Here is a 21,940-nt window from a genome sequence, read left to right as displayed (position 1 = left end):
CACCAAAGGGTAGCCGTGTACCCGCCGGAGGTATATGCCCCGGAAAAGGATGTGCCCTCGTCCCACAGCCGGAAGTGACTGTCCAGAAGTAGGTTTTCGTTATAAGTGTCACGGATATGTTTGTCTAGCTCTTCCGCCGTATAACTAATTTGTTTTACGGTTTCCGCCATTTAAGTAGTCCCCTTTCACCAGGATTTTCGCTCCTGTACTGTCAACGATATAGGCGCCTGTATTGTCGCCCAAGTAATAATCCATAGCCTCATACATAAGCAAGGTGCTGCGTAGGTGGCTACAAATTAACAACCATCGGTTGATATCGTCATATTCGGGCGCTATACGGTCCCACGCCACGGGTGCGCCGTAATATGGATCAATCCAATTAATATAATCGTGCAGTAAGTCGATGTTTTGCTCGACGGTATTTAAGATGTTTTTAACCTGAGATTTCAGAGTTGCATAACCATTCGATGTGCCCACCGGTGTAAGCGTCGGCACGCTCGCCCCATCCCACACCATGTATTGCCTGATCAGGCGCAAATTACTGTGTACCTGCTCCACGTGGTAATACTCCAAAAAATCGCGCGCCGTAAATGGAGTCATATCGTACCAAACAGGCTCCCCGTTTACGGTAATCACTGCAACCGCTTTGTATTCTCCATCTTCGGTTTTTGCCGTAATCTCTGCGCTGCCGTAGCTGACGGCGGTAATAAGGCCGGTTTGCGATACCTCCGCAACTTCCGGGTCGCTTGACGACCATGTAACCGCCGTGTTACTCGCTCCCTCGGGCGTAATAGTTGCAATCAGTTGTTGGGTATCGCCTGAGTCCAAGTTAAAGCTTTGTGGGGATACCGATATGCCTGTGACTCTGCGGCGTACCGTTACGGCGCATTCATCTCGGTAACCACCGTCTGTAGTGGTAACTGATACAATAGCGCTACCTTTTGATACGGCGGATACCAAGCCGCCCGCATTGCAGGTTGCAACGGCCGGATTGCTCGATGCCCACGTCCCGCTTTTGTCCGAGGCGTCCAGTGGGTAGATTTCGCACGCGAGTAGCTCTTGCTGGCCCTCGTCTAAGTCCAAGGTGTGCTTGTTGATCTCCACACCTGTCACCGGCGTGCGAACGGTTACCGTGGCTGATGCAGATACTCCGCTCCCAAAGGTGTCATACACATTAAGCACAGCAGTACCAGGACTCACCGCGCGAAGATTGCCGCTGCCGTCCACCGTAAATATGTTGGGGTTGGTAGACTCATATTGCAGTGTGTAAGTTGCGTCGCCTGGCGATATTGATACTGGCGCCGGTCTCGCCTCTCCAACGGACAACGTAATTGCCGGCACACTTATGCTGTCCAGTGGATAGACGTACTCCACATATGCGCCGATGGATTCCGCGCGGGTGCCACCGGGCGAAAAGGTGGTTGGGAAATCGTCGCTGCGGACCGGGATATCCTGCCAGTAGGTTGCGCCAGTCTGCACAACGGACCATTCTGCCGCCGCGTTGTTTGCCTGTCCTTTTGCCCACCCGATCCCAATATGCCGGTTTGCCTCAATGATTCCGCGGGCGTTATCGGTGATCCAGTATTGACCGCGCGGCCCCCCGCTACCGGTTGCAACCGCCTGCATACTCCCACGGATTAGCACCTCGCCGCTATTTGCGTCCCACACGGCACCCGCCACGTATAGAGGGGTTTGGTATCCTGCGTGAGCGGCACAGTAAAAATGGATGGACGTGACCAATATTCGCCTGCCAGGCGTATAGGTCCGGTATTGCATTTGCGTATCGTATGGATAGGCACGCCACTGCATGTAGCGAAAATCTCCGATCTGCGGCGCATATCCTAAAATCATTTATTCACCCGCCCTCAATGTGGTCGTTTGGCTTAGATATCCGTTGTCATACGTAATCTCATTTGATACGATTAGCCCCTTGCCTTCCGGAATTTCCGCCATATCGCCGGCTCGGATGCTCATGTCTCCGCGCCATTTGACTTGCGCCGAAACTCGCTTAGAAAGCCACGCAAAATAGAGCTCCGCCACCACCTGCGCTTGTGTGCGGTCCGCAATCAATTGATTATCCAGTATTTCGGGCGAAAGATCGTTGTCCGCCTTATTCGGATTTTCATATTTGTAAACCGCCTTGTTTTGTTTGAGTTTCCTTCCGGTAATGGTTATTTCCGCCTCTCCGGTCGACTCCACAGTTACTTTTGCGGTTGCCAAAAAGACGGAGCTGGATACCAATGACCCGCCGTTTACGGCGATGGATACCTCGATTGCGGGGTCGTAAGTGATCCAGTATTCTTCCCGTCCGTTCGGCGCGACCGTTTCTTTTATCAGCTCCGCCACATCTGTCTCTATTGCGATCGTGTAATAGGGGATTTCCACCCCGCTTGGCAAGCTTAATTGCGTAAGCCCCGGCCGCTCGGTGGTGTTGTCATCGTCGAGGGTAATTGCTGGCGCAGACGACAAGTCAAGCGTTTTGAGTAGGATTTTGCCAGTACATTTGTCCACATCCACATATCCGCCTACTGCATTCGCGGTCCATTGCAGCATAACGTTAAGCTGGTGATCACCAGTTACATACTGGTTTACAAGCACGCCATAGTATCCCGCATCAATCTCATAGTCGCTTATACCGGCTGCGGCAAATACTTTTTCGGCCAGAGCGCCGGCGGAAATTGGCTCGTAGGAGTCCGGATGATAGGTGCCGCTCATATACTGCAAGGGAGATCGTAGGACAAAGCTCGCCGTGTCCTCCTCACTGGACGTGGGGTATTGATACAGGTCGTAATATCCCAGGTCTATGTATTCGGTGGCGCCGGATGGCAAAAGTAGCCCCAGCTGCGGGCGCATTTTGATCCTTTGGCGCAGGTAACGGGATTGAGAATTCCCCGCGAACGGGTTAAACCGTCCGTCTGAATTCTCAAATTTCGCCGTGATTTCGGAGATTGATAAGTTACTCTCAAACACATTGATTTGCTCTTTGGCGTTGAGGCTTATAAGCTTATCGCCTCCGAAATCCTCCGATGTACCAAACATCACACGAGTGACCTTAACTTTACGGTGCGGGGTCTGCCATCTCGTTATGCCGATCAACACCCGGTCATAGTTATCAATCGGCTGCGCAGAGGCGTAGACCTCCGCCTCATAATTGGATGCAGATAACGTTTTGACAACCTTATCGCCGTTGTAAAACGCAACGACAAAACTATCCGCCCCATCATGTCCCGCTGTATCAAACCAAATGGTAATGCCGGCGCTTGATATTGTCCGGTCCACTTGCAAAGTCACATTGTATGTAAGGTTCCCCCCGTCAGAGGATACATCCTCGCTACATATGCCGATGCGTGCATCGTCAGATGCATCAAAAATCCGGACGCTGCCGTCGAGTGGGAACCCCCTCCCCTCAAAGCTCGCAAAGCGTATCGCCGGAAGGTCGGATAGGTCGCAAACCTGCTCCGGCCTGGAATCCGTATCAAATGATGCTGTGACAGTGATGTTTCCGGCTTTTAGGTTTGGGTCCGCAAAATCAAACAAAAGACGCGGAACGACTCGCTCCGTGTCTGCTGCAATGGCAGCTTGATAGGCTTGCGTTGTCGTTACCATATAATCACCGCCCTGTCGATTCGGCCAGGGCGAACGAAATATTGTCAAAATACTGCTTGCCGTGAGACGAAATCGCAATTTTGGGGACGCTAAAGGATGTCACAGTAAAATTACCGTAGCCGGTTTCCGAGGTATCGCAATCAAAAAAAGCGCAGTACACTGATCCACGTTTTTTCAACACAGCGTATAGTGCATTTTTTTCTTCCCGCGACATGGATTCCACCGTCACGTTTATGTAATACTTTTCGTACCCATATTTTGTTATAACTCGACCGCTTGGCGTGGTAATCGTCTTGACCTCCGGACGCTTTTGCGCGTCATAATCGGAGATATGTAAAACTTTGAGCCCATCCATCACGAGTAGGTCTATATCTCGATTGATCAAATACGTTCACCCCTTAGTTTACCGGCACCAGGCGATAGCCTTTCCGTTTGATGACCTCTGCAAAGTCATCAAACGTCGCCTCGATCAAGTTTTTCCCGCTCACAGAAAATTGCACGATCACCGGTTGCTTGGGAGTGGATAGGCTGCCGAAGCCGTCTGCAATGGCGTTGACAATATCGCCAGACAGGATGGCGTTATTGCTGTTACGGGACACGCTGTCCACTTGCGCGTCAAAGGTGGTTGGCACAGCCGCCGCCATATCCCTGGACACGTTTTTCATTTCGCGCTCAAACCCTTCTCCGACGCCAAGCGCGAGAAACTTACCCACGGCATCGCGCATGATGGTTGACGGAGAGTGGATACCAAATGCATCCTTAAATCCTTGGACAAATCCATCGCAAAATCCGCTGATTTGCTGCCAAAGCCAGTCTCCCATGCTCTTGATACCGTTCCAAATGCCTTTTACAATATCCTCTCCGATTTGATATATTTTGTCCGGTAACCCCTTGATGGTATCTACGATGCCGTTAAAAAAATCCTGTGCAGCCTTGCATCCTTGATCAATCAGGTCCTTACCCCAATTGATCACATTGTTTACTGCTTCGGTCAACCAGTTCCAAATGTTCCCAGGTAATTCGGAAAACCACCGGCCAATTTCGCCGAAAAACTTCGGAATTTCGGTTGTGACCCAATTCCACAGGTCTTGACCGAATTTACCGACGTTGTTCACAGCATCGGTAAACCAATTGGCGATGTTTCCAGGGAGTTCGGAAAACCATCGACCGATTTCGCCGAAAAACTTAGGGATTTCGGTCGTGACCCAATTCCATAAGTCTTGGCCGAATTTTGCGACCGATCCCACCGCCTGGCCTAATGCATAGCCGATTTTTTGCGGCAAGGATGCAAACCACTCTCCAATCGAATTGATCCACGAGGGGATGGTCTCGGTAAAAAAGGCGACAATGTTATTCCAACAATCCTGGAAAAATTGCCCCACTTGGCTCCAAATGCCATTCCACCACTCGGGGATGCCAGAAAAGAACTCCACAACAGAGTTCCACGCCTCTGGTATTGTTACCGTGAAGAAATTGCATATGTTATTCCAAACGTCTTGAAAGAATTTTCCTACTTGTCCCCACATGTCATTCCAGCTATTTCTAAAATCCTCATTAGAGGCAATTAAAGCAACTAGAGCCGCAATCAGACCCAAGATCAGACCGATGATAAGAACGGCCGGATTTGCATACATAGCGGCATTCATCGCCCATTGCGCTACCGTAGCGGTTGCTAAAGCGGTCGCTACACCTGCAATAATGGGTGCTAGAACGTCGAAGTTCTCTGCCAAAAAATCGGCCGCCTCCGAAACTCCCTTCATCACTTTAGCTACTGTAGGCGCGAGCTTTCCCCCTATTTCGGCCAGACTCTCCTGCATATCAAATTGAGCGTTATTAATCCCGATTAGCGACTCGTTTGTATCTCGATATGCACTATTTACATCCGCAAGCCCTGTTTTTGCTAAGATGTCAAGAGCATATTGCTGTTTTTCCGTCCCGGTCGTACACCGCGAAAGCCCTGCATTGAAATCATCCAAATTGAGGCCCAATCGCTCCAAAAGCTCTGCAAACTGTCCGGTCGCCTCTCCTGTCGCTAGGGTTTCTTGCAGGCTGTCCGAAAGGCTTTCGATTTTTAAAGTGTCTGGGAATTTTATGATTGCGCCGGAAAGAGCCTCGACAGCAGTGGTGAGGTTGTTGTCGGTAAATCCCGCCTGCATCAAATTTGAGAGAGCCTCAATGCTGCTGTCTGTCTCGCCTGTAATCGCATACAAATCGCGGAGGTGTGCATTTGCTCCGTCGACGCTTTGTCCCGCGTCGGTCGCATTTTGCTCTAATTTCGAAAGGTCCATTCGCAATTCTTGCGTCCCGGTGGTTGCCGCAACCGCACTAGCGCTTAAAGCTGCGAGCGATTTCGCAGCAAACGAGCCAACCTTTTCTAGCCCGGATTGGAACGATGACCAGCCTTTACTGCCCTTCTTTGCATCGTCTCCCGAACTTTTTGCCTGCTTTCCGGCTTTCTCGATTTTTGATCCTGCGGTCCCGCTCTCTTTGCCGGCGGATTTGATATCCTTTGCCGCCGAATCCGCAGACGTCCCGAATTTTTTCGCCTGGGACGCAGAGCCCTTAAATCCATCCCCCAGGTCATCTACTTCTCTACCGGCGGACTTGCTTTCCTTTTTTAGTTCTTCGAGTTGATCTGCAGCATCAGCCAGGCTCTTTTTTGTCTTTTCCACCTCGCGCTGAAATTCACGATACTGACCGGCATCGATAGAGCCTTCTTCAAATTTTTTATTAACTTCGTCTTGCGCTTGCTCTAGGGCTTCGAGTTTTTTTGTGGTTTTCTCCACGACATCCTGCAAAATTTGCTGCTTTTGCGAAACAAGCACCGTGTTTCCCGGGTCTAATTTTAAAAGTCGATCCACCTGCCGCAGCTCGGATTGGAGGTTTCGGCTGGATTTGTTGATGTCCTTCAGCGCTTTGTCGAGTCCGGTTGTATCTCCTCCGATACTAACCGTGATACCCTGAATTTTACCTGCCGTTGTTACTCACCCCCATATCTTTCGATTGACTTTCGGTATTCGTCATATTTTTCTTTTGATATTTGGCCTGCTTTGTACTTCTCCTCGATAATGGGCGCGATTGATTTAAGCTGCTTATATCTCGCATCGGTATCCGGTACACTCTCACCGTTTGCAATCCTCTGGATACGGTTATGAGCGTAAGCGTAGTTGAGGAGCATCCCGATTGTAAATTGATCCATGTCCGCGACGGTTAACCCGCGCAAAACCATACAGGCGACAAGCTCCTCTGTAGTCATGAGAGAGCCGTCGCCTGTCGAGCTACCGCCGCTTATCCGTTTTTTGAGTCGACTTTGAGATTTGCCACGATCAAATCTTGTACCTCCGCAAAGATTTGGAGCACAGGGAATTTTTCGAAGCCGTCAAGCCAGTCGACGGGCGGTGGAATGGAGGGATCTGCCGTTTTTGCAAGCGTCCACAGGATGTCATAAATTGTTTCGAGCTTGAATTTTTCCAGGTTAAAAACGCTTTGCAAGGCTGATTCGTCCCCGCCATCTTTTATGAGGCCGGCCGCTTTTTTTGCTTCCCCTTCGCGAAACTCATAGATTCCGCTTATGTCTGCGAGAAACTCCCGCCCAAACTGCGCCTTATACCGGTACAGAGTGCCTCCGGTGGCGCGAAAGCGCACCGGGCGGCCGTCAATCATAACCGACTTTTCCATTTATTCTTGTCCTCCTTACGCTTTGGGGTTACAGGCGGTGATGCCTGCTTTCTTCGCTTTGTTCTGCCGGTCAACTTCCACCAGTAGGATTTTGCTACCGCTGCCGGATACCGCGATTTCCGAAATCCCGTCCCACATGATGTAGTCGGCGGAAATCACTTCATCAAGCGCAGGCGCGGACACGGATGCGGCGATCTTGTACCGATAAGAAGTATTGACACCAAGTCCGGGAGTTACATAGACTTTCATTTTTCCCGTCGCGGTGCCTGCTTCGGTCGTTACGGTAAGCTCTCCGATTTCGGGGGTCGGGTTGCCCGGGTCAACGACGACGGACGGGATTTCGTACCCGCGAGTTTCGTAGCAGACCAAATGGTCGGATTCTCTGGGTTTTGCGGTGATCTCAAACTCTGTATATTGAGGCTCAAACGTGTCCTCCGACGTTTTTCCCGCCTTAGTCGGGCGCTTGGATACATAGCAGTTGTAAAAATAGGTGATTTTGCCCGCACCGTCCGTGGTGTAGTCTGCCAAAACCAAGCCAAAATGAGGACGTTCGCCGATGTCCGCATATTCTGCCATAGCGCCGGTGGCATCGTCCACCGTATTCCCAAGCCAGTTTTTTGCCACATCGTCAATCAAGTCGATCAGGGTGAGGGTAATGGTATAGCCGTTATTGGTTTCTTCCGAGTAAACAATCTGGCTGTCCGCATAAACGGTTACGGGATCTCCCTGCGGTTCTGCCGAATACTCTCGACCGCCGGAAAGCTTGCTTTCCAGTTGCCGAATGGGTCCATACGTCACGTTTCCCGCGCCGTCCGTCAGGTGCTGGAAATACCCGACTTTTGCAAGTGATTTTTTCAAAAGAACACCTCCGTGTCAAATTCATATATGGTTTGATATACTTTCGCGTCGTTGATCCAGGATGCATATTTCGAAAACCCTAAGCGATGATCGGATAAAAGGTTTTCTATTCTTTCTTCAAACGCTTCATTTTTTGTTGTGGTGTAAAGCTCCACAGTAATACTCAAGACCTTATAGATCACAATGCTGTCCGCTGTTATGACCTGCTCCTCCTTGTCGTAATAAACGAGAAAGGGGGGAGGCTGTGTTTTGGCGAAATGGCTGTATGCAACCGGGATGTTTGCCTCTTTCAGCATTTCTCCGATTTCGTCAAGCTTCATTTTTCACCGCCTGTTCGGTACGTCTTTCTAAATCTTTGATGGCCTTCAACTCGTTCGTGCGTATGTGCGGCTGCGCCCTTGTTCTCCCGCCGCGTCGGGCTATTTTATGGCCGTTTTCCAGGAAGCTTGTAAGATAGCCGTTTGTCTTGTTGTAAACGGTAACCCGTTTCACGTTTGCATTTTCAAAAGCTTCTTTTTTGGCCCATCCGTCCCGGTATTTCTTTTTGGCTCTGGAACCTACCGGACTATCCCGCTTGAGATTTTCAACCAATTCCTCACTCACCGCATCCACGTTTCTTTTGGTGCGGTCCCTCACGCGGCTGGAATAGCCTCTAAGCGCGGCGGATATTTCCGCCGAAATGCCCGCAATATCCACAGTCTTGCTCATATCCCCTCCACATGCATACTTAACTCCCGGAGAGTCAGGTCGGTCACCGGCGGGTTGGTGTCGTCGATATGCTGCACCTGCTCGATGTCATAAGTCACGCCGTCAATCATGGCGCAGTCATGCGGATCAATCATGCGGTTTTGCAGGATTCGGATGACGGAGTGCAGCTCGATTTCCGCCTGGGCAGCGATGTAATACCGGTTCGCGCCAAGAGTGCGGTGTCCGTACCGGATTCTGCAAAACTTTGGGGCGGATTGCTCCGCCCCGTAAATATCACATAACCCGTCGTTAAACGTCTCAAAGCGGACAGGTGCTTGAATTTGCATAAGCGTCCACCTCTTTTTGTATTTTCAGGCCGATCAGTTCCGACCGAAAATTAACCGCAAACATCTCCAAGGCGTTAGACCTGGCGTAACGGCAATAATCAAGCAACAAAGCTTTCGGCTGCGACGGGGCGTTAAAGTCTAAACTGCACCCCGCCAAACCGCAAAGATAATTTTTCCCCCGCTCGATCATGCCGTTGACCTTTTGGTCCGTAGCTTCGTCGGATATGGTGATATCCAGATAGTTTTTCACCTCATTTAAGAGCCGGTCCATGGTTCATTCCCCTTTTTACGATGCAGCCGAAACCTCTTTGGTATTGACCGGCTTCTCGGCGGTATTGGTTACCTCGACTTTGAGATTCGCCGGTTTGAGGCCGGAAATGTCGAGATAGATAAAGGAGTTGTTATCCTTGGGGCGGCCGTTGCCGTGAAGCTTAGTCAGATAGACGCGGGTATCCTCCAAAAACTGATATTCGTCCGAATATTCGAGCGTTCCGCTCTTCCCGGCGCCGACGCCCATAAAATACTTGTTGACCAGGCCGATTACGGCGTTGCCGGAGGTGAGGGCAGAGGTTTGGATCACACGGGTCGGATAAGGGAAAATGTTGTTTTTGTAGGTCCCGTCTGCGGCGCGAACCGTGGTGGCCGGTAAAACCTTTTGGATGTAATCGACGGGGTTGACCAAAAGCATTACCTCCGGGACAGCTCGATAACCGCCGTTGGGCTTATTTGCAAGCGGCGCAATGACGCCGCAATACTCCACGGGATCCAAAGAGCTCAGTGTCACTTTGGTTTTGTCCGGATAAACGCCCTGGGTCACGCTGCCGTCAAGGTCTTTGGTCATGCCGATGGGCTGATTCTTGCCCGTGCCGTTTACGATGCCGTTTTCCAGGCCGGCGGCCAGGGCTTCGGCCAAGATCAGGCGTACGTAGTTATCAAGCCATGCAGGACCTAAGTCCAGCATGTCCTTGGCAACCGGGATATAAGCGGAGAGCTTGGCAAAGGACACATCGATCAGTTCGATCTTCCCGGCCAGTTCTTTGGAAATCGCGGTGTTGAGGGCATCCCAGGTCGCAAGGTCCACGTCGTCCGCGTTGAGGATCATCCGGATTGCTCCGTTGGTGTTGACAAAGTCAACGGCATCCAACAACGGGTGATTTGCCTTGATGTCGTCAATGACGGTGTCGATGATCGTCTGCGGCATGGCTTTGTCGATGTCAACCAACGCCTGCTTGGGGTTACCGCTTCGGGATGCCTTTACAATGCCCTGGTAAAATTCCCGCTCATCGCTGGTGAGCTGCCTCACGCCTCTGGCGGCCAAAACATTGGCGTCCACCACCTGCGCCAGTTCCCTGGCTTCTTCCACAACCGATCTTTGCACCGATTCCGCGAAATCGGAAAACGCAGTTGCCATGGCGGTTTCATCGCCGCTTTGCATGGCTCCGGTCAGCCTCTGCAAAAGTTCCGTTTTTTCCTGGGTGATCAAATCTTTGCTTCTCAATCTGATACCTCCATAATTTTGATTTTAAATGAATTCATATATGCAGACAGGAGCTTGATTGCCCCATCGGCTGCAAGCTCTTGCTTCTGCGGTTTTTTCGGCTGTTGCTTTCCCTCTGGTGCGGGCTTCTCCGCCTCGGCCTGAAGAACCGCCACCTGCGCTTTTTGGTTTATGGCGGATTGCTTGGCCTTGCGAAGCATCTGCCTTGCCGCCTCGATGTCCGCTTCCTTTTCCGCGAATTCGTCGGCAAGGCCATATTCGACGCATTGCGCGGCGGTCAAGTAGGTTTCCGCATCCATCATTTCGGCAAGATGAATTTCGTCGAGTTTTCCACCGGATTTGAGCAGATATGCTTGCCTGGACGACTCGCTAAGCACGTCCAGATCATCCGCCGCCTTGCGCAATTCCTTTGCATTTCCCGCTACCACCGACCAGGGATTATGGATCATCATGGTGGTGTTTCTTGGCATGATTACCCGGTCCCCCGCCATGGCGATGACGCTCGCGACCGAGCAGGCAAATCCATCGATGTATACCGTCTTGTGCGCAGGGTGCCGCTTTAACTGATTGTAAATAGCAACGCCCTCCATCACCGATCCGCCGCGTGAGTTTATGTATACGTTGATTTCATCAAGCTGTCCTGCTTCTTCCAGAGCTTGGCGGAAATGATTGGCGGACGTTTGGCTTTCCACTATCTCTCCGGTATACCAGTCGGCAGAATCCGCCTCCACATCGCTGTAAATGTACAGGTTAATTGTTTTCGGCTGCGTCGCTTGTTTGATTTCCCACATTCCCATTTTTCGTTTCACCCCCTTCCAGTGATTCGTAGTTCTTGGTGATCCAATGCTTTTTTGAATGCTCCGTCCCAAGTTGGGTATCACGGAGCTTTCTGCGTAGCTCGTCGATGCTGTACATGCCGCTGGCAATCAGTTTGTCTACATTGGCGGCCACGCCAAAAATATCAATATGCTTGATGCAGGTGGTATCGATGTCGGCATAATTTCCCGCTCGGAACCCATTGTATCCATACCGTTTACGGGTAATCTCCTCCGCGATCATGTCGCAGAGCGGATCAATGCAAAATGTGAGGAAATTGTCGGTGATTTTTTCGATGTCCGCGATGTCACCTTTCAGGAGCGCGGGCGGGATGCGAAACGCTTGTGCCACTCGGTCGTAGATTTCCGCCGTCAGTCCTTTGATGTCGCTGACTTCGCCGGTGGTCTTTTTCCCTTGCTCCCCTGGCTGCTCATTGTAGGTGTAGCCGTCAAAAAGCGGCAGTACCGCGTTTTCCGCCTCAAAATACTTCCGAAATCGCTCGTTCATCAGTTTTTCGAACGTTTCGGCAAACTGTTTGTCGCCTCTGGCCAGCGAACTGATTTCTAATGTGCCTTTCCTGCCTCCTGATTTTTCGTACTTTTGGATCGCCTTGTCAATGATGGCGTTGTATCCTTGACATAGGTTTGACAGTAACACCTTGATATTTTTGTTGTTTAGTCGGAAATATAAGACCTCCGACATGTAAAACGGGCGCTGGAACGTCAAGGTTCCCCGCGAGACGTTGGAAAATACCGTATCCCGTAAAGCAAATTCCTGCTTCGAAAAGCCCTCCGCGATAATCAGCTGTCCGCTCGCCTCCACAACCAAGCATTCATTCGCGTAAAGTAGGCGGGAAACAAGCTCCTGAATAAACTGCGTGGAATTTTGGTTGACGTTCGGTTCGTAATTCCATAGGTAATATTCCTCCGCCTGGACTTCCTTTTCGCGCAGAAACGTGCGAAACTCGCATTTGCTCACCGCGCCTGCAATCATGTTGATGGCTGAATGGATAGCGAATTCCTCTATCGAGAGCGTTTTTAATTCTTCTTTGTCGATAAACGCCTCAATGTCCTTTGTGGATATCTCGACGGTTTTTTCTCCCGTCAAAAAGCTTTTGAGCCAATTTTTAAAGCTCAATCGATCACACTCCCTTAATAGGTCCAAACCCCAAGGTCGATACCACTGATCGGTGCTCCGTATCCGATCAGCTTGTCCGAAATGGTTTCTGCCGCAACGTATGCTTTAAAGCCGTCCGTCTTTCTGGACTTCGGCTCAATTTTTCCATAGGTGATATTGCCCGCCGGCGACATGACCATTTTGCTGTTGTTGGTAAACCACCGCATGAGTGGATTGTCGCCCCACACGATTTTGTGGAGCTGAAACAAATGCGTGATGGTGGGAGCGATCAGCATTTCGTCGGACGGTCGCACCAGTTTGATGTTATTTCGCCCCTTCCGGTCGGCGTCAAAGCCCGCTGCACGGAGGGATTTGCTTAACAGGGTATACCGGTAGCTGTCCATTGCTCCTGCGATGATGTTGTATTTTTGGGATTGCTCCATGATCCACGCGGCCGGGATGTCTGGATTGATCTCCACATCCTCCACAAAAGTGAGGAGGCCCCGCGCCGCTGCATCTTCCAAAGGAAATTTGATACGGCTCAAATCATTGCAAGCGCGGCAAACCCAAGTGTGCGAAAGCCAGTAATGAATATCTTCTACATCAAACAAAAGACCCGCCGACACAAAGTCGGTGGTTTTGGCGTAGTCGATCCCAAAAACGCAGGTGTATCCCTCCAAATCCGGCACTTGTCGGTTGGTTGCTAAGATATTTTCCCAGCTTGTGACCTCTGCATCCTTATCTCCTTGCGGTATATTCATACGTTTGGTCATAAAAGATGCATTCCCGATGTTGTCTTGGAGGTAATCTATATACTCCCGCTCCATCTCTTCCATTAAAGTAGGGTTGTATGGCAAACTTGGATTTGCTTTCGCCCAGGCTGATTTCCGATGCACTTCCTCCTTATCGTCCAAACGGCAGATAAAAGGGAGGAGGCCGTTATCTGGGATTTCGCCCTTTAGGATTTGTTCCGATCTGGCGATCAGATGATCGAGAGGGCCGTCTCGGACATTTCCGTTTGTGGTGGTTACTGTGGTGCGCGGGAATGCTTTTTTTCCCAGGCCGGTTTTAAAAACCTCGATGCTCTTATAATTTTCGTACTGGTGGTATTCGTCAAAGTCCACTTTGCCCGGCCGGCCGCCGTCTTTGGTTTTAAAGTTCGACGTGCGAAATTTCAGGATGGACCCGGTTTTCAGATTCCGGATTTCTTCTTTGTTCCACCGAAAGTGATTTTTGAGTTTTGTTTTGTGCTCTTCCAGCACTTCGTATATATCGTTAAAACTGGTTTTTGCCTGATCCTCACTGTTGGCGCAGATATCAATGTGATAGTTGCGAACGCCGTTGATCGGGGTAAGGAGGCAAAAGTCCTCAAAAGATAAATACCCATTTTTCCCTGCGCCGCGCCCGACCAGGATAAACAAATCCGGCCAGCGCAATTGACCGTTTTCTTTGTACACGCAGTTGTGCAGGGCAAAACAAAACCGTTCCCACTCAAAAAGTTGGAACGGAAAGTATTTTTGCAGATCAAGGTATTTCTTCAATTGTTCTTCATCTACGCGAAGAGGTTCGGCAGAAAAACATTTTTCCACATACTCACAGAGCAAAACTTGTTCTTTGCAGACTTCTGTTTTCCCGCTGCGCACCAGGTCAATGTAGTCCTGGATATTAGAGTTCATCGTCCTCGTTACAGACGATTTCATCCGTGCTCAATCCCAGCTCGCGCAGGATGGACAGCATTTGGCGATTGACGTTGACAAGCTCTTTTACCGACGGGTTGTTTTTTTGCATAACGATCCCGACCGATGATTTGTCTTCGTAGACGATTCCACGCTTTCGGATGTCTGTTTGCAGCTTGCTTTTGATGGACCAAAAATCCATGTAATCGTTTACCAGGTCCTCAAAGTGGCTTACATTTGCGCCCTTATCTTCAAGCTGCTTGATCAGCGAGTTGCGAACGTCTGCTTTCTTCAAATCCTATCCCTCCCGCATCAAAATTCCTCGCGCGCGCGAGTCCGACGAAAAGTCTACCCTGCCCCCCGTTCTTCCAATCCCCAGAAAATTTCCGTTTTTTTGACCCGGGGGGTCACCATCTCTCCTCATTTACAAATCCTTTTGGCTGTCCGTGGTGCTCCTCATAGTGGCACTCCTTGCATATGGCCTCCAAATGGTCTTTTGTGAGTGCCAGTCTTGGGTACTGACGCACTGGCTTGTTGTGATGAACGGTATTGGCTCTCTTGTACCTGCCTCGCTTTTTGCATCGCTGGCACTCATAGTGCTGCTCTTTTAAAACCTCCGCGCTGACTTTGAGCCAAAGAGGAGAGACGTAAAAGGCGTGGATGTTGTCATCCGCTATGAGCTGCAATATCCATCTTTCAAGATCATCTGGATTTATACCGCATCACCTGCTTATGAGTCGGGCGCTCTGCTGTGATCCAGAGCGCCCGAAGAAAAAGGAGTTGCGCGGCGTGCAGGAGTTGCACCTGCTTGACGTTATCAGTCGTCATCTGTATGCCGCATGTGCGCCGCGCCGATGACGGCGCGGCATAGAAATGAAAAAAGGGAGAAGAAGAAAGGAGGCCATGCGTCAGTATTGTCCATCTTGGCCCGCCCCGACGCCGGCGAGGAGTAAGAGTGATGCTCTTGCGTATCTTACTGGTATCAATTTAGCATGTAAGTACGTTGCAAGAACGTCAGTGGTCAAAAATTTTTAAATAAATTCCTTGTCACCTGATTTGCTTTAGTCTTGCTTCGGCCCTTTCCCGCTCTACTTGTAATTGCTCTTTCGTTTTCCCAAATTTGCAACCTTCACATTTGGTGACTTTTAGGATCAGGCGCTTTCCCTCTTTTATCGCAAAACAATTACCTGTCATATGTATCCCTTTCTTTTTGCCAAATCAATAAAAAACAGTTTCCGTTGATTTCGAAATTTATTTTCGCCCCATGTCATGCCGTAATTTAAGCGCATCACATATCCCGGTAAATCGCAGGTCACCGCTTTCAGTAGGTTTTGATATTCTTCCTTTCCCGCTTCCACAGCCGCCTGCTCGATCATTGCGATATCTGCGGACAAGATAATAGCTTTTTCCGCGTTGCGGCTTGTAACGCTTCCGTCTGCGCTCCCCCGCGGCTGCCCCGTGAGACTGGGTGATCCGATACAGTAACAATCATATAGCTTAGCTTTTTTCTCGTTGTACTGTAGGCAAAACTCATGCAGTTCGCGGTACATGTGTACGGTTATCCCGTAGTCGCTTAATTTCAAATCTCTTTTTCCTCTCATTCGATTATCCTCAATCATATTCGGCTTTAAGAAACAGCACAAAACCGGCGGTAATCAAATCCCAAAACTTATCCTTGTGCGCCTCCATATAGGCTGCAGGCCCCATCGGTGACAATAGCACCAGTTCTCTTGTTTTCTTGTCTACGATCAGGTAAAGAGGGTGCTTTACCTCACGTGACATTACCATGTATTCGTCTTTAAAGCCGTACCGTTTGAGTTCTTGCAACGGTATTTCCCGCTTTATTATAGCTTTCATGTTTCCTCCCCATTTCAATCCATTTCAAAATACGCTTACAGTTCTTTTTCCTAACCCTCTCCGAACGTCCGTATTCGGCAAGGTGGGCAACGTGCCGGTTCGGATGTACAAAAAATGCCGCGTCAAGAAAATTCGATATTTCTTTAACCGGTTTTGAAAAAGCGCGGGCAAAAAGCACCACGAATTCTTTTGCCGCGTTTTCTATCGCCAAGCATACGGCCGATAAGTCGCCGCCGGTGGAAACGTCCACCGAAGCTATATATTTTCGCTCATTTTCGCTCATTGATATCAACCCTTTCATAATTCGGCTGTTTCCATATATCCGATATTTTTACTACTCTTCCTAAAGAGGGGCTATGAACACCTGCCGCCGCTCTAATCGCTATTTTGAATGCCCGTCGGATTCTTGCGTCTTTTTTGCTCCACTTCGCGAGGCCCACAACAGCCATTGCGAAATTAAAGGCGTATAAAATCGCCTGTGCATAACTGCCGGAAAGAATGTTGAACACGCACCAAAACGCATTCGTGCAGCCCCACACCCAAAAGCACCACCGTTTTTGAAAGCTGTTTGCAACCGTGCCGACGATGGAAGCCACAGTTACGGCGTATGCTATGTAATTCATTCCCCCACCTCCAAGGTTGTCTTTTTTGTTTCTGACCGCTCCACTTTGATAACCCCTTTTGCGCCTCTGGTAAGCTTTGCGCGGGTCCCGCTCGAAAGCACAAGCGAAACGGCGTGCATCTTGTAATTTGCGATTTGCACCGCAGCGGCGTCCATGATTTCGATGTTTTCCGCCGAGACGGGTTTATATCCTTCATCCTGGCAAGCCTGGCCGAAAACTTCCCGTATGGTATTTTTCGCCCTAAGTATTTGATCCTTGATTCTGCGCTCCCGCTTAGCCTCCGGGCAATTGCATTCTTCGCCCGGCATTGAGATTTGCCCGCAATATTGGCAAACAGCCTCATTCTCAAATCCGGATTCCTCCGGCTCTGATAATTTCGCCTTGGCGATCCCTAGCGCGGAAGCACGACCGCGTACCGCTCCCGATGTCCTCCCCAAAGTTGCGGCGATTTCTGAAGCGGTTCGGTGAGCCTCATATCCCGCTTTTAACACATCGTCCTCGTATTCGCTCCAATTCATTTTTAATCCTCCCGTCCTAACAAATAATCCGTCGTAACCCCAAAATAATCCGCCAGCTTAATGAGGATATCCAGGGGTGGGTTTGTTTTGCCGCGCTCGTAATAGCTGTATGTACTGCGGTCAATGTGCAGCTGATCGGCTACATCCCGTTGTAGCAAGCCCTCTTTTTGGCGTAAACCGATTAATCGTTGTCGTAAGGCCTCCATCATTGTGCCTCCTCGATTTCCGTCAGGGTTACCGTGGTTTCGCCGGACCCGCCCACATACACCTTGCGCACGTGAGCCTCGACGATTTGCGCGTCGTCCCTGTAAGCAATCCCGTTTAGGGCGTCGCAGATGATTTTGCAGATGTTGTCACAGTCTGGCTTTTTAGCGGGGAGAATTTCTCCGCGCAGCATCTGCTCCCGTTTGCGTTTGCTTGCGCTCTTTGGGATTGGAAATCCAGCAAATATTAAGATTTCGATTGGGCCTTGCAATTTGATTGCGCCGCCCTCAGCTTGCAGGTATTTAATCCGAACCAATTCTTCGTAGGCGGCTGTTGCATCCGGGGTATAGCTGTGGATTTTCCCATGGTTGCGCACAATTCGCGGCCGCGCTTTTCCCTTCGGGGGCCCTGGAATTGTAAAAATCACCCGCACCCCGTCACCTCATCCTGTAATTTTTCCGTGGATCTGGGGCAATTTGCAGACAGTATTCCTTTGTCCGCTGATAAATTCGGCTGCCTACCGCTTCGTCAATCCGCAGGATTTCATCGATGGTCCATTCTCCTGAGATGATGGTGATTAAATTCAGATTGTTGTATCGATAATTGATGATTTCAAATGCCACATTGACGTCGCCGGCTGTCGGAAACGCCGGTTTCCCGTTTTCACCGCGCTGCGTTTTGAAAAAATCGTCTATGTATAGCACAGGGGTGGTTTTTAACGGGCGAATCAGGCGATTGTATTCCACGTCATCATTGACTACAGCTTTGAGTTTTGCTGCTTCGTCGCGCCAAAGCATGTACCTGGCTCCTAAGCCCATACGCATGAATTCGCCCACAATGGCAGTACACAGATGGGTTTTCCCCGCGCCTACCTGGCCGCCCATGTAAAGCCATTTGCCTTCATGGTCGAGTACAAATTCCTTGGCTTTTGACAAGAACATTTTCTGCCACGATTCGTCTGCCCGGTAGGTATCAAACCGACAGGACTCCAGCATGTATCCTAACCCGCTCGCCTGAATTCTAGCCAGGCTGCGCCGTTTTTCCATGCAGGAGCATTCCCGCATTCTTTCTTCGCCACCTTCGACAACCAGAATATTTCCCTTATTCTTACATATCGGGCAATCAAGCCCGGCGAGGCGTCCCGATTTTGCGTTATACACATCGCACTTGTGGCGTAGATACTGCGTCTCGTCTACCGGCTCAGACATAAGTTCCAAAATTCCGGGTATTCCCAGAGCTCTGGCAATTTGCTCTATCGTCTCCATGCTTGCCGCCTCCTCTGTCCTGTTCCTTCGCCAGCCAACTGGTCACAAAGCGCAGGATGCCGCCCTTTGTTTTACGGCGCTTCGGGTTGGCGTCTAACCACCCCTTCATGTGACGTAACTGCTGCATGATATCCACAGCAGGATATAGCTTTCCCCATTTATCGATTTGATCTTGATAAACGGGATATTCTGTTTTATCGTTCAGCAGAAAAGAAATGACTGGCGGATGGTCCGGAGCATCGTTTGCTCCGGGCAATATATCGCATTTCGTATTCGTATTGGATTCGGATTGGATTGGATTGCGGGGACATTTGCTATCATCTGATATCAATTGATATCCGTTGCAATCACTGTCATCTGGCTCATTCTCAATGGGAGGCGGAAACTTGCTTTTTTGTGCCCGGATTTGCTGGTGCCGCTCCCAAGCGCACAATTGCAGGTACGGTCTGCCGTCTACTCTATATAGCTTCGCAATACCTGCCGTCGATAACTTGATAATGGCGGACTCAATCTGCTTATCCGTCACACTTTTTAGCGGGAACAGCCTGCCCTTTATGATGGCAGGACGCCCGTCAAACCTTCCATAATCGTCACAGGAGACGATTAGACGATAAAATAAGACCTCCTCGAACCAAGACAATTGATCCACGGAATCGCTTGTGCATATGCTCTCCTTGATAATTCGGTTCGGCATAATTTTTTCACCGCGCTTTGGTTACTCTTGTCGGCATTACCAATCTGAAATCGTTCGTATCTTTGCTGCTAACATCAAATAAGTACCTAAGGTCAGCTTTTGCAATATTAAATTTAACCATTGCAGTCACACTCCTTATGCAAACTAGAAAGGCATATCGTCGGGAATCTCCTCAAAGTCTCCCACATCAGGCGGAGAATAAGAAGGGCTGCTGTCCCGCTTGGGCTCGGCAAAATACACATGGTCCGCCACGATCTCAAACGCCTTGCGCTTAATGCCTTGGTTGTCGGTGTAGCTGCGGGTCTGGATGGAACCCTGCACTGCTGCCAGCATCCCCTTATGAAAGTAATTGGAGACGAACTCTGCCGTTTTCCGCCACGCGGTGATGCCGATGAAATCTGTCTGCCGCTCGCCACCGGAAGAATAATTGCGGTCCACCGCCAAGGTAAAGCTGGCAACTGGGATATTGTTTGGAGTTTGACGCCGTTCCGGGTCGGCGGTGAGCCGGCCCATAAGCGTTGCGTTGTTAAGCATATGCCCCTCCTATACGAGCTTGGTCTGATTTTCTACGCCGGGTTCCACGATTTCCCCGGTGTCTCCATCCACGATAATTTCCGGAAGAGCATCTTCGTCGTCAAACTGACCCTTTGCAATGGCGTCGGCGGCCGCCAACGTAGTAGCGTCTGCCTTCTGGTAGTCAATGGACATCAACCCCCACTTTCCGATTAGCCGCCGGAATACGGTCTTTTCTGCCATGGCATCAGGGTTCTCAACCCAGCCTCTGCCCATGTTTTTTCCTTTTCGATGTTTGCGCTCGTGAGCTTCGATTTGCTTTTTGGTCATGTACAGGGTCTTTTCTGTGCCATTTACAAGCTTAAAATACCCAACCCATCCAATGATCGGGAGGCTTTCACGCTCGTCCTCGTCCTCGATGAAATCCAGGTCAATTTCTTCCGTCAAGCGGTTATAACTTTTAAGCTCGCCCTTTCGGACATCAATGACATTGATCGTCTTGTATGCGCCGGTGCGCAGGGCGAGCTGGTTCATACCCTTGTATCCAAGGATAAAGGCCGCTTCCATCCGTTTGCTCCAACTGCCGTCCGGTTGCTTCGCACTATTATTGAATGGCACGATATAGGCATAGCCCAAATTTGGATCAATGGGCAAGTCGAAGGTTGCCGCTTTTAGGGCGGATTGGATAACAGTAACTGGAGCCTCGTAAAAGGCCTTTTGTAAGTTTTTGTCCGCATTGACCAAGGTAATAATACTCGAAACAAACTGCGGAGCCCTGCGCCCCAGCAATTCGTCAAACCGTTTTCGGTATCCCTCGCTGTCCAACATGCTGTTGAGAATGGCTGTCACGCTTTTTGATGCGGGGTCTCCCGTCTGCAGCTCCGCTGTTCGGTTTGCTTGCAGTGCATTTTGAATCTTTCCCATTATGCCGTCTCCTTTACTTCAAATCTCCTAGACACAGATAGTTTATAGTAGGGTGATAAATCCACTTGCGGATGTTCTTTTGCAAACGTCTTGTGATCGAAGGTGCGCCGCTCTGAAGGCTTCCAGGACACCGTGAATTTCCCGCATTCCCCTCGTTCGTGAGCGCCCATTGCTTTTTTCAGAACCTGCTCGCACCTCTCCTGCTCAACCTTCAATGCCGCAATCTGTTGCTTTAGGGCAGCATAGGAGCGAAACGTGTTTTCACAATCCAGGGATATAACTTCTTTTTCGCCGCCAACGGGATATAAGGCCGAAATAGTCTCAGATGTGGGTTTCAAACCGTCTGCGGGAGGAGGAATATCGGGAATCACATATCGGGTCCAAAATGTGGATTCTGCCCCCATCAATGCGCGAATTTCACCGTCTGAGACATAGACCGACGATTCACACCAGTCCGGTTTTTCGTCGTTTTCAGCCCTGGTGAGCTGATAGACCATAAATCCTTTGTTCAGTACCAGTACCGCGAGATACCAGCGCGTCCATTGCGTAACGGCGAGGTAGTGGACGCACTGGCAATAATATGTATCAGGGAATTCCCCATCACGGAACTTTTTGAGGTTGAGAACACTGGTAGTCTTGCATTCCAGGCCTGCCGATTCCCCGACTATTTCGCGGTCGATATTCGCAGACGAATAGGGGTAATCCGTATTGGTTAGAATCGCGTTCACTCTGCGGCACCGCCTCCTGGAGACTTCTGAAAACCGGTCAACCACATATTGTTCCAAGTCTCGGCCCTGGCGCATGGCTTCGTTATCCTCTTTATCCGGCAGTCTGCCGGTTTTGTCCGCCCACAAGGTATATGGGGTTGTATATGGATTGAGGCCAAGGATGGCCGATGCGTCGCTTCCTCCAATCGCTTTACGGCGTTCGGCCAACCAATCCTCGCGGCTCATATCAACAATTGATGTCCGTTTTATCAATCCCATTTGACAAACCTCCTAATCTGGTTTACAATAACGGTAGCTTATTTCCCTTTGCGCTCGATTGCGGTTGCCGCCGC

At 50.0% G+C, this 21,940-nt stretch carries 29 protein-coding genes; all 29 read right to left on the bottom strand.

Annotated features, from left to right (window positions below; genetic code table 11):
• Positions 1 to 144 precede the first annotated feature (144 nt).
• The 29 genes from WMO26_RS12235 to WMO26_RS12095 all read right to left on the bottom strand — a co-directional run bounded on the left by WMO26_RS12235 (position 145) and on the right by WMO26_RS12095 (position 21,866).
• On the bottom strand, positions 145 to 1,851 hold the full coding sequence (locus WMO26_RS12235) for an Ig-like domain-containing protein (RefSeq protein WP_349220784.1): 1,707 nt from the start codon (positions 1,849 to 1,851) through the stop codon (positions 145 to 147).
• Positions 1,852 to 3,606, bottom strand: a complete 1,755-nt coding sequence (locus WMO26_RS12230; RefSeq protein WP_349220783.1) for a hypothetical protein — start codon at positions 3,604 to 3,606, stop codon at positions 1,852 to 1,854.
• 4 nt (positions 3,607 to 3,610) lie between these two features.
• On the bottom strand, positions 3,611 to 3,991 hold the full coding sequence (locus tag WMO26_RS12225) for a hypothetical protein (RefSeq protein WP_349220781.1): 381 nt from the start codon (positions 3,989 to 3,991) through the stop codon (positions 3,611 to 3,613).
• 13 nt (positions 3,992 to 4,004) lie between these two features.
• Complete coding sequence (locus WMO26_RS12220) at positions 4,005 to 6,467, bottom strand: phage tail protein (protein ID WP_349220779.1); 2,463 nt, start codon at positions 6,465 to 6,467, stop codon at positions 4,005 to 4,007.
• A gap of 119 nt (positions 6,468 to 6,586) precedes the next feature.
• The gene (locus WMO26_RS12215; RefSeq protein ID WP_349220777.1) at positions 6,587 to 6,862 is read right to left on the bottom strand and encodes a hypothetical protein; all 276 of its coding nucleotides are present in this window, start codon (positions 6,860 to 6,862) and stop codon (positions 6,587 to 6,589) included.
• Positions 6,863 to 6,894: 32 nt separating this feature from the next.
• Positions 6,895 to 7,284 (bottom strand): hypothetical protein, encoded by a 390-nt coding sequence (locus WMO26_RS12210; RefSeq protein ID WP_349220775.1) that lies wholly within the window; start codon positions 7,282 to 7,284, stop codon positions 6,895 to 6,897.
• Between the two features lie 15 nt (positions 7,285 to 7,299).
• Positions 7,300 to 8,142, bottom strand: coding sequence for a major tail protein (locus tag WMO26_RS12205; RefSeq protein WP_349220773.1), 843 nt, complete (start codon positions 8,140 to 8,142; stop codon positions 7,300 to 7,302).
• On the bottom strand, positions 8,139 to 8,462 hold the full coding sequence (locus WMO26_RS12200) for a hypothetical protein (protein ID WP_349220771.1): 324 nt from the start codon (positions 8,460 to 8,462) through the stop codon (positions 8,139 to 8,141). Before WMO26_RS12200 ends, WMO26_RS12205 begins: the two co-directional genes overlap by 4 nt.
• The gene (locus WMO26_RS12195; protein ID WP_349220770.1) at positions 8,452 to 8,838 is read right to left on the bottom strand and encodes an HK97 gp10 family phage protein; all 387 of its coding nucleotides are present in this window, start codon (positions 8,836 to 8,838) and stop codon (positions 8,452 to 8,454) included. The genes WMO26_RS12200 and WMO26_RS12195 overlap by 11 nt, the downstream gene beginning before the upstream one ends.
• 8 nt (positions 8,839 to 8,846) lie before the next feature.
• On the bottom strand, positions 8,847 to 9,176 hold the full coding sequence (locus tag WMO26_RS12190; protein WP_349220768.1) for a hypothetical protein: 330 nt from the start codon (positions 9,174 to 9,176) through the stop codon (positions 8,847 to 8,849).
• Positions 9,148 to 9,447 carry a hypothetical protein gene (locus WMO26_RS12185; protein ID WP_349220767.1) on the bottom strand — a complete coding sequence of 100 codons (300 nt, stop codon included), beginning with the start codon at positions 9,445 to 9,447 and terminating at the stop codon, positions 9,148 to 9,150. The genes WMO26_RS12190 and WMO26_RS12185 overlap by 29 nt, the downstream gene beginning before the upstream one ends.
• A 15-nt stretch (positions 9,448 to 9,462) precedes the next feature.
• Complete coding sequence (locus tag WMO26_RS12180) at positions 9,463 to 10,674, bottom strand: phage major capsid protein (protein ID WP_349220766.1); 1,212 nt, start codon at positions 10,672 to 10,674, stop codon at positions 9,463 to 9,465.
• Positions 10,671 to 11,471: a head maturation protease, ClpP-related gene (locus WMO26_RS12175; RefSeq protein WP_349220764.1), complete on the bottom strand. Its 801-nt coding sequence runs from the start codon at positions 11,469 to 11,471 to the stop codon at positions 10,671 to 10,673. Before WMO26_RS12175 ends, WMO26_RS12180 begins: the two co-directional genes overlap by 4 nt.
• The gene (locus WMO26_RS12170; RefSeq protein ID WP_349220762.1) at positions 11,425 to 12,627 is read right to left on the bottom strand and encodes a phage portal protein; all 1,203 of its coding nucleotides are present in this window, start codon (positions 12,625 to 12,627) and stop codon (positions 11,425 to 11,427) included. The genes WMO26_RS12175 and WMO26_RS12170 overlap by 47 nt, the downstream gene beginning before the upstream one ends.
• Positions 12,628 to 12,641: 14 nt before the next feature.
• On the bottom strand, positions 12,642 to 14,282 hold the full coding sequence (locus WMO26_RS12165) for a terminase TerL endonuclease subunit (protein ID WP_349220760.1): 1,641 nt from the start codon (positions 14,280 to 14,282) through the stop codon (positions 12,642 to 12,644).
• A complete protein-coding gene (locus tag WMO26_RS12160; RefSeq protein ID WP_349220759.1) occupies positions 14,272 to 14,577 on the bottom strand; it encodes a P27 family phage terminase small subunit in 306 nt (101 codons plus the stop codon). Before WMO26_RS12160 ends, WMO26_RS12165 begins: the two co-directional genes overlap by 11 nt.
• A gap of 112 nt (positions 14,578 to 14,689) precedes the next feature.
• On the bottom strand, positions 14,690 to 14,968 hold the full coding sequence (locus WMO26_RS12155; protein ID WP_349220758.1) for an HNH endonuclease: 279 nt from the start codon (positions 14,966 to 14,968) through the stop codon (positions 14,690 to 14,692).
• A gap of 504 nt (positions 14,969 to 15,472) precedes the next feature.
• Positions 15,473 to 15,865, bottom strand: coding sequence for a hypothetical protein (locus WMO26_RS12150; RefSeq protein ID WP_349220756.1), 393 nt, complete (start codon positions 15,863 to 15,865; stop codon positions 15,473 to 15,475).
• A gap of 28 nt (positions 15,866 to 15,893) precedes the next feature.
• Positions 15,894 to 16,109, bottom strand: coding sequence for a hypothetical protein (locus tag WMO26_RS12145; protein ID WP_349220754.1), 216 nt, complete (start codon positions 16,107 to 16,109; stop codon positions 15,894 to 15,896).
• Positions 16,081 to 16,440, bottom strand: coding sequence for a hypothetical protein (locus WMO26_RS12140; RefSeq protein ID WP_349220752.1), 360 nt, complete (start codon positions 16,438 to 16,440; stop codon positions 16,081 to 16,083). The genes WMO26_RS12145 and WMO26_RS12140 overlap by 29 nt, the downstream gene beginning before the upstream one ends.
• Positions 16,409 to 16,762, bottom strand: coding sequence for a nicotinamide mononucleotide transporter (locus WMO26_RS12135; RefSeq protein WP_349220750.1), 354 nt, complete (start codon positions 16,760 to 16,762; stop codon positions 16,409 to 16,411). The genes WMO26_RS12140 and WMO26_RS12135 overlap by 32 nt, the downstream gene beginning before the upstream one ends.
• Complete coding sequence (locus tag WMO26_RS12130) at positions 16,759 to 17,280, bottom strand: hypothetical protein (RefSeq protein WP_349220749.1); 522 nt, start codon at positions 17,278 to 17,280, stop codon at positions 16,759 to 16,761. Before WMO26_RS12130 ends, WMO26_RS12135 begins: the two co-directional genes overlap by 4 nt.
• 2 nt (positions 17,281 to 17,282) lie before the next feature.
• The gene (locus WMO26_RS12125) at positions 17,283 to 17,438 is read right to left on the bottom strand and encodes a helix-turn-helix domain-containing protein (RefSeq protein ID WP_435431560.1); all 156 of its coding nucleotides are present in this window, start codon (positions 17,436 to 17,438) and stop codon (positions 17,283 to 17,285) included.
• Positions 17,439 to 17,485: 47 nt separating this feature from the next.
• A complete protein-coding gene (locus WMO26_RS12120; RefSeq protein WP_349220747.1) occupies positions 17,486 to 17,911 on the bottom strand; it encodes a RusA family crossover junction endodeoxyribonuclease in 426 nt (141 codons plus the stop codon).
• Between the two features lie 10 nt (positions 17,912 to 17,921).
• The gene (locus WMO26_RS12115) at positions 17,922 to 18,749 is read right to left on the bottom strand and encodes a hypothetical protein (protein WP_349220745.1); all 828 of its coding nucleotides are present in this window, start codon (positions 18,747 to 18,749) and stop codon (positions 17,922 to 17,924) included.
• On the bottom strand, positions 18,685 to 19,443 hold the full coding sequence (locus WMO26_RS12110) for a hypothetical protein (protein ID WP_349220743.1): 759 nt from the start codon (positions 19,441 to 19,443) through the stop codon (positions 18,685 to 18,687). Before WMO26_RS12110 ends, WMO26_RS12115 begins: the two co-directional genes overlap by 65 nt.
• A gap of 144 nt (positions 19,444 to 19,587) precedes the next feature.
• On the bottom strand, positions 19,588 to 19,977 hold the full coding sequence (locus WMO26_RS12105) for a single-stranded DNA-binding protein (protein WP_349220741.1): 390 nt from the start codon (positions 19,975 to 19,977) through the stop codon (positions 19,588 to 19,590).
• Between the two features lie 9 nt (positions 19,978 to 19,986).
• Complete coding sequence (locus WMO26_RS12100) at positions 19,987 to 20,880, bottom strand: recombinase RecT (RefSeq protein WP_349220739.1); 894 nt, start codon at positions 20,878 to 20,880, stop codon at positions 19,987 to 19,989.
• A complete protein-coding gene (locus tag WMO26_RS12095) occupies positions 20,880 to 21,866 on the bottom strand; it encodes a YqaJ viral recombinase family nuclease (protein WP_349220737.1) in 987 nt (328 codons plus the stop codon). Before WMO26_RS12095 ends, WMO26_RS12100 begins: the two co-directional genes overlap by 1 nt.
• Positions 21,867 to 21,940: the final 74 nt, after the last annotated feature.

It is taken from the genome of Solibaculum intestinale, from assembly GCF_040096205.1.
Taxonomy (GTDB): domain Bacteria; phylum Bacillota; class Clostridia; order Oscillospirales; family Acutalibacteraceae; genus Solibaculum_A; species Solibaculum_A intestinale.
This window is presented reverse-complemented; position numbering and strand designations above follow the sequence as displayed.